This window comes from Burkholderia sp. IO2 (assembly GCF_029522185.1).
Classification (GTDB): Bacteria; Pseudomonadota; Gammaproteobacteria; order Burkholderiales; family Burkholderiaceae; genus Burkholderia; species Burkholderia cenocepacia.
Genome location: NZ_JAKWFH010000006.1, coordinates 26,515 through 42,457, shown reverse-complemented (window position 1 = coordinate 42,457; position 15,943 = coordinate 26,515). Strand labels below are relative to the sequence as shown.

General features: G+C 66.3%; 15 protein-coding genes. 7 read left to right on the top strand and 8 right to left on the bottom strand.

Annotation, left to right across the window (positions count from 1 at the left end; translation table 11 throughout):
* Positions 1-20: 20 nt before the first annotated feature.
* The 8 genes from MMB92_RS05320 to MMB92_RS05285 form a co-directional block, all read right to left on the bottom strand.
* On the bottom strand, positions 21-1,265 hold the full coding sequence (locus MMB92_RS05320; protein ID WP_060110966.1) for an aromatic ring-hydroxylating dioxygenase subunit alpha: 1,245 nt from the start codon (positions 1,263-1,265) through the stop codon (positions 21-23).
* Between the two features lie 56 nt (positions 1,266-1,321).
* Positions 1,322-1,651, bottom strand: coding sequence for a hypothetical protein (locus MMB92_RS05315; protein WP_277562579.1), 330 nt, complete (start codon positions 1,649-1,651; stop codon positions 1,322-1,324).
* Positions 1,652-1,800: 149 nt separating this feature from the next.
* The gene (locus MMB92_RS05310) at positions 1,801-2,256 is read right to left on the bottom strand and encodes a nuclear transport factor 2 family protein (protein WP_059873519.1); all 456 of its coding nucleotides are present in this window, start codon (positions 2,254-2,256) and stop codon (positions 1,801-1,803) included.
* A gap of 66 nt (positions 2,257-2,322) precedes the next feature.
* Positions 2,323-3,315 (bottom strand): AraC family transcriptional regulator, encoded by a 993-nt coding sequence (locus MMB92_RS05305; RefSeq protein ID WP_080466847.1) that lies wholly within the window; start codon positions 3,313-3,315, stop codon positions 2,323-2,325.
* Between the two features lie 294 nt (positions 3,316-3,609).
* The gene (locus tag MMB92_RS05300) at positions 3,610-4,401 is read right to left on the bottom strand and encodes a helix-turn-helix transcriptional regulator (protein WP_140402392.1); all 792 of its coding nucleotides are present in this window, start codon (positions 4,399-4,401) and stop codon (positions 3,610-3,612) included.
* Positions 4,402-4,604: 203 nt separating this feature from the next.
* Positions 4,605-6,575: a hydantoinase B/oxoprolinase family protein gene (locus MMB92_RS05295; RefSeq protein WP_062911384.1), complete on the bottom strand. Its 1,971-nt coding sequence runs from the start codon at positions 6,573-6,575 to the stop codon at positions 4,605-4,607.
* Positions 6,576-6,583: 8 nt separating this feature from the next.
* Positions 6,584-8,629 carry a hydantoinase/oxoprolinase family protein gene (locus tag MMB92_RS05290; RefSeq protein ID WP_062910249.1) on the bottom strand — a complete coding sequence of 682 codons (2,046 nt, stop codon included), beginning with the start codon at positions 8,627-8,629 and terminating at the stop codon, positions 6,584-6,586.
* Between the two features lie 12 nt (positions 8,630-8,641).
* Positions 8,642-8,863 (bottom strand): hypothetical protein, encoded by a 222-nt coding sequence (locus MMB92_RS05285; protein WP_062910248.1) that lies wholly within the window; start codon positions 8,861-8,863, stop codon positions 8,642-8,644.
* Positions 8,864-9,192: 329 nt separating this feature from the next.
* Between MMB92_RS05285 and MMB92_RS05280 the strand changes: the two genes are divergently transcribed.
* The 7 genes from MMB92_RS05280 to MMB92_RS05250 all read left to right on the top strand — a co-directional run bounded on the left by MMB92_RS05280 (position 9,193) and on the right by MMB92_RS05250 (position 15,897).
* Positions 9,193-9,813, top strand: a complete 621-nt coding sequence (locus MMB92_RS05280; protein WP_062910247.1) for a TetR/AcrR family transcriptional regulator — start codon at positions 9,193-9,195, stop codon at positions 9,811-9,813.
* A 202-nt stretch (positions 9,814-10,015) separates the two neighbouring features.
* The gene (locus MMB92_RS05275; protein ID WP_277562578.1) at positions 10,016-10,903 is read left to right on the top strand and encodes a CoA ester lyase; all 888 of its coding nucleotides are present in this window, start codon (positions 10,016-10,018) and stop codon (positions 10,901-10,903) included.
* 31 nt (positions 10,904-10,934) lie between these two features.
* Entirely contained in the window at positions 10,935-11,399 is a 465-nt protein-coding gene (locus MMB92_RS05270; protein ID WP_027785836.1) for a MaoC family dehydratase, read from the top strand.
* A 25-nt stretch (positions 11,400-11,424) separates the two neighbouring features.
* Positions 11,425-12,591 (top strand): acyl-CoA dehydrogenase family protein, encoded by a 1,167-nt coding sequence (locus MMB92_RS05265; protein WP_009691437.1) that lies wholly within the window; start codon positions 11,425-11,427, stop codon positions 12,589-12,591.
* Between the two features lie 112 nt (positions 12,592-12,703).
* A complete protein-coding gene (locus tag MMB92_RS05260; RefSeq protein ID WP_060297690.1) occupies positions 12,704-13,942 on the top strand; it encodes a CaiB/BaiF CoA-transferase family protein in 1,239 nt (412 codons plus the stop codon).
* A gap of 2 nt (positions 13,943-13,944) precedes the next feature.
* A complete protein-coding gene (locus MMB92_RS05255) occupies positions 13,945-15,111 on the top strand; it encodes a CaiB/BaiF CoA-transferase family protein (protein WP_062910245.1) in 1,167 nt (388 codons plus the stop codon).
* Positions 15,112-15,210: 99 nt separating this feature from the next.
* The gene (locus tag MMB92_RS05250; RefSeq protein WP_062910244.1) at positions 15,211-15,897 is read left to right on the top strand and encodes a nitroreductase family protein; all 687 of its coding nucleotides are present in this window, start codon (positions 15,211-15,213) and stop codon (positions 15,895-15,897) included.
* Positions 15,898-15,943: the final 46 nt, after the last annotated feature.

Here is a 15,943-nt window from a genome sequence, read left to right as displayed (position 1 = left end):
ATAGCTGAAATCGGGCCGGCCTACGCGAGCGCATCCTTCATCGTCGCGGCGTTCGACCACTTGACGACCTGTTCGAGCGAATGCCGGCACAGGACCTCGCTCTCGTTGAAATGAACGAAGGGCTTCGCACCCGACGCCATCCCGACCTGCATGCTCTCGATGTTGCCGAGATCCTCGAGCATCGAATCGGTGATCTGCGACGTGAAGTGCTCGAGCTGCAGCCGATCGCGCACGGTCGCGGCCTTCTTGTAATAGAAGCGTGCTTCCCAGACGGTCGTCGATGCCGAGGTCGGCCAGAATTCGTGTGTCCAGAACTGGTTCGCCGAAATCTGCAGATGCCAGTTCGGAAAGAACCAGTTGACGTCGCTCGCCCAGTTCGCATCCTTGGTCGGGTTCACATGCTTGTGCTCGACGACCGCGTTGGTCTGCCCGGCCTTGCGCGTGCCCGTCACCGAGTGATCGGCCGAGAACAGCCACTTCGCGACCTTCGAATCGGCGAACGGCTGCGCGAGCGGGTTCAGCCACCACGACATCGAGCGGTGCGGGCCATGAAGCCGCACGCTGATCGGGCGCCCGAACGGATTGGCCGGCCCGGTGTAGAACGGCGCCAGTGTTCGGGGGTGAATCGACGCGACGTGATAGGCCTCGCTGAAGTTCTCGGCGACGGCCTTCCAGTTCGCCTTGAACTCGCCGCGCAGCACGATCGGATGATCGGGATGCTGGTATGCGATGCCGGCCAGCGCGTCGGCCACCGGCCCGAGGAACTCCCGCAGCGTGACTTCCGGCTCCGGCGCCACGTTGATGAAGATCCAGCCTTCCCAGATCTCCAGCGCGACCGGCGTCAAGCCGCATTTTTTCCGGTCGAGGCCGAAGAAGCCGGCTTCGTCGGGAACGTTCGCGAGCGCGCCGGCATTGTCGTAGCTCCAGCTGTGGTAACGGCAGACGAAGCGCTTCGCGTTGCCGGACGCGCGATGTTCGACGATGTTCGCGCGATGCGCGCAGACATTGTGGAACGCCCGGACTTTGCCGTCCGACGCGCGCGCGACGATGATCGACGCATCGACGACCGCGAGGTCCTTCACGAAGAAATCGCCGGGATTCGGAATGCGTTCGACGCGCCCGACCATGAGCCATGCGCGTCGGAAAATCTGCTTGCGTTCGAGCTCGAACTGCGCCGCGTCGGTATAGAGCGAGGTGGGCATCGCGTCGGTGCCGAGGCCGACGGCACGCGTCAGGCCCGGATTGAAATCGGTCGGATGATTCATGCTGACTCCTGCTGATGAATGAAGGCCGTCCACTGCGACGGACGATCGGCTGTTTCTCAACCGTGCGGCTGAAAGCCCGTTACGATCCGCAGCGCATGCTCGGCCGGCGCGTGGCGAATACTCGGCGCCTCATGCATTTCGACAGCGACGGACGCATGGCACAGCGACAGCAACAACCGAAACAGGTTGTTCGCCGGTGCCGGCATGTCGTCGAGCGGGAACTGCTCAAGATAGCGTGTCGCCTCTTCCGCGCGCGCGAACATCGCATCGTAGAAGCGGACAATCTCGGCGTAAGGCATCGCCGCGCGCCGGATCCATCGCTCGTGCGAGGTGGGCGCGTTCCAGTCGGCGAGGAACGGGGCGAGTTCCTCGAAGCCTTCCGGCAAACATTGCGATTCATCGGTTGCACGATCGGTCATTCGGTGTCTCCTTGTTCATTTTGAGAATTGAATCGGTATCCGAATCATTAGGCATGTTGCTTCTCTCGAGCGAGGCAATCCGTCACGACCGCCCGCTTCTGCGGCGGACTACAGCCTCACCCGCCGATGTTTTCCTTGAAGACCGGGCTGACCGTGCCGAAGCTCGAGAACTTCAGATACGTCGTTTTCCATACTCCGGCGACCCTCGCGAATCGGAAGGCATAGGTTCCCGAAAGCAGCTGCAGCACGCCGTCGTCGGTCTGCCGGTAATAGATCACGTCGGTGGCCGCCGTCGCGCGGTCGCCATCGATCTCGATCAGCGGATTGGTGATGTGATGGTGGCACTTCGGCACCTCGCGCCAGACCTTGTGAACGAGCTGCCGGATTCCGTCGATGCCGGCCGTCTGCCCGCGCGGCAGCTCGTAGATGCCGTCGTCGGCCCAGATGCTCATGAATAGGGCCTCGTCGTGCTTGTCGATGCCGTGACAGTACTTCGACATCAGCGTGCGGATCGCGTCGGTATCGACGAGTCGCCGCAGTGCGGCGTCGAGGCTGGAATCGCTGGAGGTCATGCCGGTTGTCTCCCGTTATAGGTTGATGCGTGCCTGGACAGAAGCAGCGCAGCGAAGCGCGGCCATCTACATCGGACACAGCGTCATGTTATTTTTGCCCGGCCGCTCGGACCTATCGCCGCCGTGCGCTTCTGTTTCGAGATCGTACGGATCTGCCGCGCGCGCCTGGCGGCGATACTGCGTCGGCGAGCAACACATGGTTCGCTTGAAGGCCGTGCAAAACGCGCTTTCCGATTCGTAGCCGAGCGAGAACGCGATCGACGCGATGGTCTCGTGCCCGGCGCGCAGCCGGTCGGCCGCGATTAGCATTCGCCAGCGCGTCAGGTAGTGGATCGTGGTCGCGCCGACGAGGCGCTTGAAACGCTGTGCGAAGACGGTTCGGGACAGCCCGGCAATGCGCGCCAGTTCGTCGAGCGTCCAGTGGCGCGCGGGCTCCGCGTGGATCGCACTGATGGCCGCGCCGATCCGCCGGTCGGACAGCGCCATGAACCAGCCGGCGGGCGTGGCCGCCAGATGAAGGCGCAGCACCTGCACGAGCATCAGGTGCAGCAGATGATTCGACACCAGTGCGCCGCCCGGCTGCGGGTCGCGCAGCTCGGCGGTCAACTGGTCGAGCGACCAGCGCAGCACCTCGGCCTGGCTCGATGCGCGCGGCACGCTGACGAGCGGCGGCAGCGCGTCGAACGGCAGTGCGGCATGGTCGCCCGAGAATGCGAAGAAGCCGCTGATCAGCAACACGTCGCCGCCGCCGCCGTGCACCGCGATGCCGTCACGCGCGACCGCATCCATGATCGCCGTCGAATCCTGCGGTTCGAGCGCGAGGTCGGTCGACAATACGATGCCGCGCCGGCTGTTCAGCAGGAAACAATCGCCCTTCTCGAAGCGGACCGGCTGGGCCACCCCTTCGATCACGGCCCAGCATGCGCCGTGCAGCACGGCGGCGAACTTGATTCCCTCATATTCGGGAAACGCGAACGACCACTCGCCCGCCGCGTCGAGTCCCGCATAGAACTGGCTGTGCGGCTTGAGCCGCGCAAGCACATCCGAGAGCGAGTCCATAGGCCATCCATCCGTGAACGATGCCCGGCGCACCGTCCATCGGACCACGGCGGACCCGCATCGTCTGTCTCCTGGTCAAACGGCCCGGTCCTGGCCGTTGCGACGCTGAATATGTTCTGGTGTCCGGCGGCCGTCGCGGCGCGGCGGCGAAGCCGGCAACGGCGTCGCGCGGGCGGCCGGACGCGAGCTGAGTCAGCGTCGTTCGGCCCCGAAAGCAAGTCAATTCGTGCGGCGAATTCGTTCCGTACTATGGATGCCGTGCGCGAACCGTGAAAGGCCGAAACGCGCGCGCCTTTACTGCAAACGACCGCAGACGTTCAGATACCAAAGCAGCAATTCGCGGTGGCTGCCGATCGACAGTCGCTCGTACAGACGCTTCCGGTATGTGACGACGGTCTCCGTGCCGATGCCGAGATCGGCGGCAATTCCGGCCGTCGGCAAGCCGTACAGATAGCGCGCGCACACCTCGGTCTCGCGCGCTGTCAGCCGCTCGCCCGACAGCGCGACCTGCCGTTCGATTTCGGCGAGGTCGGTCAACAGGCCCGGCAGCCGGCGCGCGCGCATCGTGAGGTCGTAATGCCGGGCGACGATCGACAGCAGCGTAGCGGCGCGCTCGCCGAGCGCATCCACCTGCCGCGTCTCGAACGGGCCGAGCTGCTCCGAGCGTGTGATGCCGAGCACCAGCGGGTCGCCGCCGACGCGGCCGCACATCAGCACCCGATCGCGGATGTTCAACTGCCCGTAAAGCGTCTGACGCAGGCGCGGCGGCGCCGACAGCTTGAAGTCGGTCTTCAGCAACCGGCAGGCATCGCCGCTGCTCGAGCCGAGTTCGTTGATCTCGTCGTCGAACTGCCACCAGCGGCCGCCGAGATAGGTATTGCGCACGTGCTCGACACGATCGGAACCGTCGCAGCCGATCGACACGAACTCGACCGGACGCGCATCGACGATACGGAAAATGAACGCGAGCTCCGCGCCGCACAGCGCGCGCAGCGACGCGCCGGCCCGCTCGGGAAACGCTGCGCTGCCGATCGCGCCGATCAGGCTGTCGAGCGGATGGGTCGATTCGATTGCCGCAGCGGACACGCTCGCCTCCGTCTGTCCCAACAAGATGGATTCAACGCGATCCGGCTCCGCCCCCGCAGATCGCACACGGGACGGAAGCCGGACCTATCGAATGTTAGGTATTCGGATCGGCGTTCGATAGCTGGTGTTTTCCTCTACGTCGCTTGCCAAGGTACGTGCACGGCCGGATCGCCGGATCCGGCCGTCGCAACATGCAGACGCCGTCAACGCGCTGAGCGCAGGCGCCGTGTCGCCGCTTCGTCGATGCGCAGCCCTTCCGGGTCGCGGCGCGGATCGCCCGTCACCACGACGCCGTAGTCGCGCGCCGCACCCGCTACGCTGACGTACTCGTCGCGCACGTCGGCCAGCACCTTCGCCGGATCGCGCGCGAACGGGTCGCCCCAGCCGCCGCCGCCGTTCGTGATGTAGCGCGATATCGCGCCCGGTGCTGTGCGCCACACCGGCTGGCTCGCATAGTAGTGGTAGCGTCCGCGCTGCGGATCGAGCACCTTGCGATCCGGGTCCAGCACGCCCGCGACCGGCGTGCTGGCCGCATAGACGTCCGGCTCCGTGCCGAGCAGCGCGTCGGGGCGGCCGTTCTCGCCCGGTGCAGGCGGAAAGAACCAGACGCCGCCGCACGGCCCCGCGCTGCCGCCGTTCGCACCGACGCCGCTCGGCTCGCGCGTGCGGAACGGCGCGCTGTGGTGCTCGGCGGCCGTCAGCCACAGCGTGTCCTTCAGGTGCGCGGCACCGCCGCGATGCGTGCCGGGCCCGCCGCCGTCGATCGCGTGCTCCTTGCGCAGCAGCACGACCGGCGAATCGGCCTCGATCGATTCCGTCGCCGGATCGAGGTTGTTCAGCGTCAGCAGTACCGTATAGCTGTCGCCGTCGGCCTCCTTCGTCGCGCCCCACGGGCCGTGCTCGCCGCCGCACTGGCAGACGTTGGCCCACGGCGTGCCGGCCGACGTCACGCCATACGCATTATGGGTGCTGGTCGAGCCGTAGTCTCCCGCCACTGCGTTCGGGCCGAGCACCGGGTTGAGCGCTTTCAGGATCGCCGCCACCAGCGCGCCGCTGCTTTCCCAGAACATCATGATCGCGCCGTCGGGCGGCAGCGACGTCAGCAGCGTGCCGGCCGGCGCGGCCAGGTCGATGTCGCGCCAGGTGCCGGACGTGAACGGCGCTTCGGGGTCGAGCAGCAGCGTCAGCGCGACGCCGAGTGCTGTTTTTGCATCGAGAATCCCGCAGTTGATCGACGAACGCGCCTGTGCCGAGCTGCCCGACAGATCGGCCTCGATCCGGTGGCCGCGCTTGCGCAGAGTGATGTTGACGCGATAGTCGAGGCTGTCGTCGACGCCGTCCGCATCGATCAGCGCGGAACCCGTGTAGTCGCCGTCGGGAATGCGCGCGATCGCGTCGCGCATGCGTTCGGCCGAGACGTCGCACGCGTAGGCGAGGCTGCCGAGATAGGCGTCGAGGCCGTAGCGGGCGATGTTTTCCTGCACGAGCCGTTCGCCCAGTTCGAGCTGATGCGCGATGCTGTGGAAGTCGGGCAGCAGCAGGCCGCCGAAGCGCGAGTTGTCGAAGATCAGGCTGAACGTCGAACGCACCGGCTTGCCCTTCGACCACAGCAGCATCGGCGGGATCACGAGTCCGTTCTCGTAGACGTTGCGCTTGGTCGCCGAAAAGCCGCCCGGCACGACGCCGCCGATGTCGAGCTGGTGCGCGCGCATGTTGACGAACGACACGAGCCGGCCGTCGACGAACACCGGGCGGATGAAGCAGACGTCGTTGACGTGCGTGCCGACGCGGTATGGGTCGTTGCAGATCAGCACGTCGCCGGGCGCGAGATTGTGCGGCCCGTATTCCTGCACCGCGTTGCGCACTGCGTCGCCCATCGTGCCGAGGAACACGACGAGGCTGTTGCTGACGACCGGCATCGGATAGTCCATCTCCGGCGGCCCGCTGATCATGCATGCGAAGTCATACCAGTCGCGGATGATCGGCGAAAACGCTTCGCGCATGAAGCCGGTCGACATATGCTCGACCGCGTAGCGCAGCCGGTTGATCAGCACGGTCGCGGTGAAGCGCTCGCACGCGTAGCGCGCGTGGAATTGCGCATCGGACAGCGCGCGGATCCGCTCGCGGGTGTCGCCGTCGCGCGCAGCGGCGGCGATATCGGTCTGGAGATTCATGGTTGCGCTCATTCCTTGTTGCGGATCAGCATTTCGCCGAAGCGGCCCACGGTCGCATACTGACGTGCGCCGATATGCGTGGTCGACAAGCCTTCATTGATGACGGCAGGTCCATCGATCACGTCGCCGCGACGCAGCGCATCGCGTCGATAGACGTCCGCGTCCTGACGCCCTTCGCCGCTCGCATCCGACAGGTCTCCGAGGTAGCGCAGCGTCGTGCGGCCGCTCGGGCGCAGCGGTTCGGCGCCGCGCGCGGGCAGTTCCGGATAGGCGACCTTCGGCGTCTCGAGCACCGCGCGCACGCGGAACGTCACGCCCTGCACCGGGAAGGACTCGAAGCGGTTGCCCGAGCGCGTCTCGTAGCTGCGATGGAACGCGGCGATCATGGTCTCGATCGCAGCCGCGTCGATCGTGCCGTTCGGCGCAGGCACGAACGGCGTCTCCCAGCTCTGGCCGGCCAGCCGTGCATCGAAGCTGCGCTCGAAAGTAACGCGCGCATCGGCGTCGAGCCCTTCGCGCAATTGGGCTTCCATCGTCGCGTAGAGCGCGTCGACCTGCGGCGCGAGTTCGGCCGTGAGGATCGCGTAGAGGCTGCGGCTGGCCGTGAACACCTGGTCGGCCGACAGCAGCCCGAGCGCCGAGAACAGTCCCGGATTCGGCGGCACGATCACCTGCTTGCACCGGAGCGTGTCGAGCACGCCCGGCAACAGCATCGGCCCGGCCGCACCGTACGCCATCAAGCTATAGTCGCGCGGGTCGATGCCGTTCTTGATCGCCACGTTGAGCAGGCCTTCGGCGATGTTGTGGATCGCGATCTCGTAGGCGTAACGCACGCGCTGTGCGAGCGTGAACGTCGTGTCGAGGCGCTCGAACGCCTGGCGCGACAACGCGCGGTCGAGCCGGATCGCGCCGTTCGCGAAGCTCTGCTCGTCGATCACGCCGATCATCAGGAAGGTATCGGTGGTGGTTGGCTGCGTGCCGCCGCGCCCGTAGCAGGCCGGCCCCGGCGTCGAACCGGCGCTGGCCGGCCCGACCTGGATCTCGCCCGCCGGCCCGATTGCGACGATGCTGCCGCCGCCCGCGCCGATCGCCGTGACGTCGATCGCGAGCGCGTTCACCACCAGGTCGTGTTCGAGCTCGAACGAGGTGTTGACGAACGGTGCGCCGCCCGTGACCACGCTGATGTCGAGCGACGTGCCGCCGACGTCGGCGCACAGCAGATTCGGCTCGCCGATCATCGCACCGAAGTGCGCGCTGCCGATCGCGCCGGCCGACGGCCCGGAAAACACGATGCGGTACGGCTGCTCCATCGCGCGCCGCACCGGCACGAGCGTCGCCGCGCAGTCGGCGAAATTCAGCTCGCCGCTGAAGCCGGCCGCCTTCAGGCCGTGCTCGAGCCGCCCGGTGTAGTCCGCATAGATGATCTTCATGAAGGTGTCGATCACGGTCGTCGACGCGCGTGGATACTCGCGCGCGAGCGGCGATACCTCGCTCGAGATCGAGCAGGCGACGTCGCCGAGGACTTCGCGCACGAGCGCCTTCAGACGGACTTCATGGGCGGGATTCAGGTATGAGTTGAGCAGGCAGATCGACACGCCCGCGACGCCGCAACGCTTGAGCACCTCGAGCTCCTCGCGTGCCTGCGCTTCGTCGAGCGGAAACAGCACCGAGCCGTCGGCGAGGATCCGCTCGCGGATGCCGCGACGCAGATAACGCGGCACCAGCGGGCGCGTCGCGTCGCCGAAACTGCGGCGCCAGCGCGGATCGAGAATCGCCGATGCGGGACGCCAGACGCGCCCCATGTCGAGTATGTCGCGATGGCCTTCGGTGGTCAGGAATCCGATCTTCGGCAGCCGGCGCGTGATGACGGCGTTCAGGCCGTGCGTGCTCGCGTGGTTGAAGGCCCGGGCGTCGGCCACGTTCAGTTCCCGCGCGCCGGCCAGAATCGGCTTCGTCACGTCGTCGTAGTCCGTCGAAATTTTCGCGGTCTCGATGCGGCCGTCCCGCAGCGAAACCACGTCGGTAAAGGTACCGCCTACGTCGATGGCAATCATCCGGGTTCGCTCCTACAAGGTGTCGGACAGCAGGCGCAGCACGGGGCCGAGCCGCGACGCCGGCTCGCGCCGCATCGAATGCAGGCAGGCCTGGCACTTCACGACGTCGAACCAGCCGCCTTCCGAATGCACGGGATAGCGCGCGAGCAGCGTCGATTCGCACGCGGGACAGTTACCGTCCACCGGCGTGCGTTCGAGATGCAGCGCAGGGCTTGTCACTCGCGTTGAAGTCATGAGGTCCTCGCCGGTTGGCCGGCGATGCGGGCTCCATGCCGGGGGTGGCACGACATGCTGGATGTCATGGGCTGTCTCCTATCGGTTGTGATCCATTTCGTCGCGCTCTTTGAATGTGCGACGGAACCGATGATAGGAACGGCGCGCGCCGCCGGGCATCACCTTCCGAGGGGACAGACTGCCGTTCATTGTCAAGCCAGGGTTACACGTGTAGTAACCGGCCCGCGCATCACAAGCGGCGAGCCGTTCGTACAATACCGGGGCACCCCATTTCAACCTAACCACTGTTAGAATGTCGACATGACTCACCATCGGCAGGCTCCAGGGGCATGGCAAAACGACCGAAGTCGAACTCCGTCAATCCGTGCGAGACACGCGAATCGCTGATCCGTTTTGCCGCGCGTACGTTCGGGATGCAGGGCTATTCGGCCACGACGATGCGCAATATCGCCGACCAGGCCGGTATCGAGGCCGCGAGCATCTACTACCACTTTTCGTCGAAGGAAGAACTGGTCGAGGCGGTAATGGAGCAAGGCGCGGCGCACATCGTCCATCACCTGAACGAGCGCCTCGACGCGCTCGGCCCAGATGCAACGGCCGAACAACGGTTCCGCGCCGCCGTGCTCGGCCAGATGCGAGGCCTCGTCATGCATGGCGATTTCGCCGTCGCACACGGTCGTCTGCTCGGCCAGTTGCCCGACACGATCCGCGAGCGGCAGGTCATCAGGCGCGAGCATCACCAGACGCTCTGGAACGGGCTGCTGGAAGACCTGCGCGCCGAAGGCCGCCTGTGCGAAGACGTGGACATCGCGCTGGCGCGGATCCACATCCTCGGCAGCATCAATTCGATCCAGTCGTGGTTCAACCCGCAAAAAGGCTCGCTGGAACGGATCGCCGACCAACTCTGCACGATGTTCCTCTACGGCGTGGGACCGTCGTCGCGGCCCTGATTTCGCCGCACTGCACCGCACCGGACAACGCCACACGCCGCCCTCGCGCCTGCGGCCGGCGTGTCCCGCGACGCATCACAGCGATCCGATCTCGGTATAAACCCCAATGACGGTCCCAGCATTTGCGCATCAAACTAACTACCAATAGTTAGATAACACCTAACGGTAAAGCAGCCAATCCCATCAAGAGGCCGAGACAGCCATGACGACGCAGATGAAACCGATCCGTTCCTTCCTTTTCGTTCCGGGCAACAAGCCGACCTGGATCGAGAAGTCCATCCAGTCCGGGGCCGACGCGCTGATCCTCGATCTCGAGGACAGCGTGCCGCCGGCCCAGAAAGTCGAGGCGCGCGAGATCGTCCGCTCCAAGCTGGCCTGGCTGGCCGAGCAGCAGCAGCGCATCTGGGTGCGCATCAACCGCAGCGCGCACCTGTACGACTTCGACGACATTCTCGCGATCGTGAACCCGGTGGTCGAGGGCATCGTGATCTCGAAGCCGTGCGGGCCGGAGGACATCCATACCGTCGCGTCGATGCTGGCTGAAGCCGAGTACCGCGCCGGCATCGACGTCGGTCACACGAAGGTAATTCCGCTGCTGGAAACCGCCCGCTCGCTACAGCTTGCGTATGAAATCGCGCAGCACGAACGCGTGCCGGCGATCGTCGGTGCGACGGCCAAGAACGCCGACGTGGCGCGCGCGCTCAAGACCGTCTGGTCGCTCGAGGGCCGCGAAACCCAGTTCCTGAAGTCGCGCATCGTGATGGCCGCGCGCGCGGCCGGCAAGTTGCCGATCGGCGGCGTCTGGCAGCAGGTGCACGACCTCGACGGGCTCAAGGTCTCGTCGGCAAACGACCGCCAGCTCGGCATGAGCGGCGAGCTGGTGCTGCATCCGTCGAACGTCGAGATCGTCAACCGCACCTACAGCCCGACCGAAGAGGAAGTCACGTTCTACCAGGGCATGATCGACGCACTCGACAAGGCCCAGGCCGAAGGCCGCGCATCGTGCATCTACGACGGCGAACACATCGACATCGCGCACGCGAAGACGGCGCGCGAAATCATCGCGCTCGCGCAGTCGTTCAACCGCTGATCGCCCACCCCAATCCCCCAGGAGACAGAAAATGGCAGGCCTTTACTTCGAAGAATTCAAGCCCGGCATGGTGATCGAGCATGCGATCCGCCGCACGGTGACCGAGACCGACAACGTGCTGTTCTCGGCAATGACCTACAACTGCGCGCCGCTGCACATCGACGCCGAATACAGCAAGAACACGATGTATGGCCAGCGTCTCGTGAACAGCATGTTCCTGCTCGCGCTGGTGGCCGGCATCACCGTGTACGAGACCACGCTCGGCACGACGCTCGGCAATCTCGGCTTCGGCGAGATCGCGTTCCCGAAGCCGACCTTCCACGGCGACACGATCCGCGTCGAGACGGAGATCGTCGACACGCGCCTGTCGAAGAGCCGCAAGGATTCGGGCATCGTCACGTTCAAGCACGTCGCGCGCAATCAGCGCGACGAGATCGTCTGCACCGCCGTGCGCACGGGCCTGATGATGCTGCGCCCCGCCGCCGCCCAGGCTTGACCTCGTTCCCGCAGGAGATCCGGAAATGGACTACCAACTGAGCGCCGACCAGGTCGCGATCGTCGATGCGGCGCAGAAGATCTGCGCGGACTTCCCGCTCGAATACTGGCGCAACAAGGACAAGAACCACGAATTCCCGCACGAGTTCTTCGCGGCCGTCGCGAGCGGCGGCTGGCTCGGCATCTGCATGCCGGAGGACGTCGGCGGCGCCAACCTCGGCGTGACGGAGGCGGCGCTGTTCATGCGCACGGTCGCCGAATGCGGCGGGCAGGCGGCCGCATCGACCATTCATATGAACATCTTCGGGCTGCAGCCGGTCGTGCACTTCGGCACGGACGCGCAGAAGAAGGCGTGGCTGCCGCCGTTCGCGCGCGGCGAGCACAAGGCCTGCTTCGCGGTCACCGAGCCGGACACCGGCCTCGACACGACCAAGCTGAAGGTCGTCGCGAAAAAGCAGCCCGACGGCAACTACCTGCTGTCGGGCAAGAAGGTCTTCATCTCGACCGCGCAGGTGGCCGATCACATGCTGATCCTCGCGCGCACGACGCCGATCGAGGAAGTGAAGAAGCACAGCGAGGGCCTGAGCCTGTTCTACACGAAGCTCGACCGCAAGTACGTCGAGATTCGCGAGATCGACAAGCTCGGCCGCGCGGCCGTCGATACCAACGAGCTCTTCATCGACGACATGCCGGTGTCGAAGGACGCGCTGATCGGCGAGGAAGGCAAGGGTCTGAGCTATATCTTCCACGGCATGAACGCGGAGCGCGTGCTGGTGGCGGCCGAGCAGATCGGCATCGGCCGCGCGGTGCTCAAGCTCGCGACGCAGTATGCGAAGGAGCGCGTCGTGTTCGGCCGCCCGATCGGCCAGAACCAGGGCGTGCAGCATCCGCTCGCACGCAACTGGGCGGAACTCGAAGCGGCGAACCACATGATCTTCGCGGCCGCGGACCTCTACGACAAGGGGCTGCCGTGCGGCTCGGAAGCGAATGCGGCGAAGCTGCTGGCGTCCGAGGCCTGCATGAACGCGTGCCAGACGTCGATCCTCACGCACGGCGGCTTCGGCTATGCGAAGGAGTATCACGTCGAGCGCTTCATGCGCGAGGCGTGGATCGGCTACATTGCCCCTGTCACCCCGCAACTCATTCTGTCGAACATTGCCGAGCGCAAGCTCGGCTTGCCGAAATCGTACTGAAGCCGGCCATGCGCCGGCGTTTCCCGAAACGGGAGGCGCCGGCTGTCGAACCGGCATAAAAGCAATGTCTGCGGGCTGCGCCCCGGTCGCGCGCCCGCTTCAGGAGACAAGCATGTCAGCTGCAAGACCGTTGGAAGGGATCCGCGTACTCGATCTGACCGTGGCCCTGGCCGGACCCTATGGATCGCTGCTGCTGGGCGGCATGGGTGCGGAAGTCATCCGGATCGAATCGCCCGGCGGGGGCGACATCGCGCGCAATAATCCGCCGTACGTCGGCAAGGACGGTGTCCACTTCGGCGTCAAGGGCGACGACGAGGTGTCGCTGACCGTCCTCAATCGCGCGCGCAACAAGAAAAGCATCACGCTCGACCTGAAATCGGCGCAGGGCAAGGCGCTGTTCATGGAACTGGTCAAGGAATCGGACGTCGTCATCGAGAACGCGAGCGAAGGCGTCACCGCGCGACTGGGTGTGGACTACGACAGCGTGCGCGAGGTCAATCCGAAGATCGTCTACGCGTCGATCAAGGCGTTCGGCGAACCGAGCCCGTACAAGAACCTGAAGGGCATGGACATCATCGTCCAGGCGCTGTCGGGAATCATGGACGTGACGGGCTTCGCCGACGGCCCGCCGACGCGCTCCGGCCTGCCGATCGCCGACCTGATCGCGCCGCTGTACGCCGTCAACGGCATCCTCGCCGCGCTGATCCACCGCGGCCGCACCGGCGTCGGCCAGTGCGTGCAGGTATCGATGCTCGACTGCCTGTCGTCGCTGGTCGCCGAAGAGCACTTCGACGTGTTCCTCAAGCACGGCTACTCGAAGCGCTCGGGCAATTTCCAGGACCGGCTGGTGCCGTTCGGCGTCTACGGCACGCGCGACGGCCACGTCGCGATGGTGGCGTTCCAGCCGGACTGGTTCCGCAACCTGATGGAAGCCGTGGGCCGCCCCGAGATGGTCACGGACCCGCGCTACGCGACGCGCGGCCCGCGCATGAAGCATGCGGCCGAGATCAACGCGATCATCGAGGCGTGGACGAGCCGGCACAGCACCGCAGAAGTCGTCGAGGAACTGCAGGTTCGGCGCGGCGTGCCGGCCGCGCCCGTGCGCTCGCCGCTCGACGTGCTGAAGGACCCGGTGCTGCAGGAACGCGGCGCGGTGGTGCGGCTCGAGCACCCGGGCCTCGCCGACGTCGACGCGATGGGCATGGGCCTGCCGATCAAGCTGTCGCAGACGCCCGTGCAGTTCGACCAGCCGGCGCAGGAACTCGGCGCCGCCAACGACGAGATCTATCGCGGGCTGCTGAAGCTGCCCGAGGATCGCCTGCAACAACTGCGCGACGAGGGAGTGATCTGACCATGTCCGCTGCGCCAACCCGTCATGGCCCGCTCGCCGGCGTCCGGATCGTCGAGATCGCGGGCATCGGCCCCGGCCCGCTGGCCGCGATGTTCCTCGCCGATCTTGGCGCAACCGTGATCCGCGTGGACCGCAAGGAACCGTCGGGGCTCGGCGCGCCGCGCCCCGTCGAATTCGACCTCGGCCTGCGCAATCGCAAGTCGGTGCGCATCGACCTGAAGGATCCCGCCGCCGTCGAGATGGTGCTCGAACTGGTCGAGCAAGCAGACGGCCTGATCGAGGGCTTTCGCCCCGGCGTGATGGAGCGCCTCGGCCTCGGGCCCGAGCCCTGCCTCGCGCGCAATCCGCGCCTCGTGTACGGACGCGTGACCGGATGGGGGCAGGACGGCCCGCTGTCGCAGGTGGCCGGGCACGACCTGAACTACATTTCGGTCACCGGCGCGCTGCATGCGATGGGCCGCGCCGGGCAAGCGCCGACGCCGCCGCTGAACGTGCTCGGCGACTATGCGGGCGGCTCGCTCTACCTCGCCTTCGGGCTGCTCGCCGGCATCCTCGAAGCGCGCGGCTCCGGGCGCGGCCAGGTCGTGGATGCGGCGATGGTCGACGGCGTCGCGTCGATCATGACGGTGACGATGGGCCTGCATGCGGCCGGCATGCTCGACAAGGCGCGCGGCACGAACCTGCTCGACTCCGGCGCGCCGTTCTATGAGGTATATGCGTGCGCCGACGGCAAGTACGTGAGCGTCGGGCCCATCGAGGGCAAGTTCTACCGGCTGCTGCTCGAACAGCTCGGGCTGCAGGACCATCCGGCGCTGCAGGCGCAGATGGACCGCGCGCAATGGCCGGAAGCAAAGCAGGTACTCGCCGCGAAATTCCGCGAGCGCACGCGCGACGAGTGGGCGCAGTTGCTCGGCCATCTCGACGTGTGCGTGGCGCCCGTGCTCGACTTCGACGAAGCGCCCGACCATCCGCACGTGAAGGCGCGCGGCACCTTCGTCGACCTGAACGGCGTCACGCATCCGGCGCCCGGCCCGCGCTTTTCGCGTACGCCCGCGGCCCAACCCGAACCGCCCGCGGCGCCGACGACCGACAACGCGATCGCCGCGCTGCGCGACTGGCTGCCCGACGCGCGTATCGATGCGTTGCGCGTGCAGCAGACGTTCATCTGACGTGGACGAGCAGCGCCGGCGCGCTGCTCGCCGCCGTTTTCCGCCCGCGCCCGTCGCGCCTCGCAGCGCGCGGGCCGGGCACTGGCAAGGACTGTACATATGACATCGCCCTCTCCCGAACTCGCGGCGCTGGATCGCCTGACGAGCGGCCGCTCGACCTGCCGCGCGTACCTGCACCAGGCGCTGGACCTCGAACTGATCCGCAGCATCGTCGGCATGGCTGGCCGCTCGGCTTCGTGGTGCAACGTGCAACCGTGGCAACTGGTCATCACCGAAACGCCCGAGAGCACCGAACGTTTTCGGCAGGCGCTGATGCAGCGGGTCAACGATCATCCGGAAAACGAATCGGACCTGCCCTTCCCGCCGAGCTATGAAGGCATTTACCGCGAACGCCGGCGCGGCGCGGGCATTGCGCTGTATTCGTCGCTGGGTATCGGCCCGAAGGACACCGAGCGCAGCGCCGAGCAGGCGTTCCGCAACTTCCGCATGTTCGATGCGCCGCACGTGGCGATCATCACGGTGCCGGCGGAACTGGGCCCCTATGCGCTCGTCGATGCCGGCGGCTTCGTGTCGTCGTTCCTGATCGCGGCCTATGCGCACGGCGTGGCGACTACGCCGCAGGGCGCGCTGGCGCGTCATGCCCGGTTCGTGCGCGAGTATTTCGACATTCCCGATACGCAGCACATGATTTGCGGCATCTCGTTTGGCTACGCGGAAGACGCGCATCCGGTCAACCAGTTCCGCACCACGCGTGCCGACGTGGACGACCTGATGCGCTTCGCCTGAGCCGGCCAGCCGTCGCATGCGTATCGCAGTAAGGGACGAGGAGCAT

Coding starts and splice junctions, on each gene's coding strand:
- MMB92_RS05250 (WP_062910244.1), top strand. CDS start 15,211: ATGACATCGCCCTCTCCCGAACTCGCGGCGCTGGATCGCCTGACGAGC.
- MMB92_RS05270 (WP_027785836.1), top strand. CDS start 10,935: ATGGCAGGCCTTTACTTCGAAGAATTCAAGCCCGGCATGGTGATCGAG.
- MMB92_RS05320 (WP_060110966.1), bottom strand. CDS start 1,265: ATGAATCATCCGACCGATTTCAATCCGGGCCTGACGCGTGCCGTCGGC.
- MMB92_RS05275 (WP_277562578.1), top strand. CDS start 10,016: ATGACGACGCAGATGAAACCGATCCGTTCCTTCCTTTTCGTTCCGGGC.
- MMB92_RS05280 (WP_062910247.1), top strand. CDS start 9,193: ATGGCAAAACGACCGAAGTCGAACTCCGTCAATCCGTGCGAGACACGC.
- MMB92_RS05290 (WP_062910249.1), bottom strand. CDS start 8,629: ATGATTGCCATCGACGTAGGCGGTACCTTTACCGACGTGGTTTCGCTG.
- MMB92_RS05295 (WP_062911384.1), bottom strand. CDS start 6,575: ATGAATCTCCAGACCGATATCGCCGCCGCTGCGCGCGACGGCGACACC.
- MMB92_RS05255 (WP_062910245.1), top strand. CDS start 13,945: ATGTCCGCTGCGCCAACCCGTCATGGCCCGCTCGCCGGCGTCCGGATC.
- MMB92_RS05260 (WP_060297690.1), top strand. CDS start 12,704: ATGTCAGCTGCAAGACCGTTGGAAGGGATCCGCGTACTCGATCTGACC.
- MMB92_RS05305 (WP_080466847.1), bottom strand. CDS start 3,315: ATGGACTCGCTCTCGGATGTGCTTGCGCGGCTCAAGCCGCACAGCCAG.
- MMB92_RS05265 (WP_009691437.1), top strand. CDS start 11,425: ATGGACTACCAACTGAGCGCCGACCAGGTCGCGATCGTCGATGCGGCG.
- MMB92_RS05285 (WP_062910248.1), bottom strand. CDS start 8,863: ATGACTTCAACGCGAGTGACAAGCCCTGCGCTGCATCTCGAACGCACG.
- MMB92_RS05310 (WP_059873519.1), bottom strand. CDS start 2,256: ATGACCTCCAGCGATTCCAGCCTCGACGCCGCACTGCGGCGACTCGTC.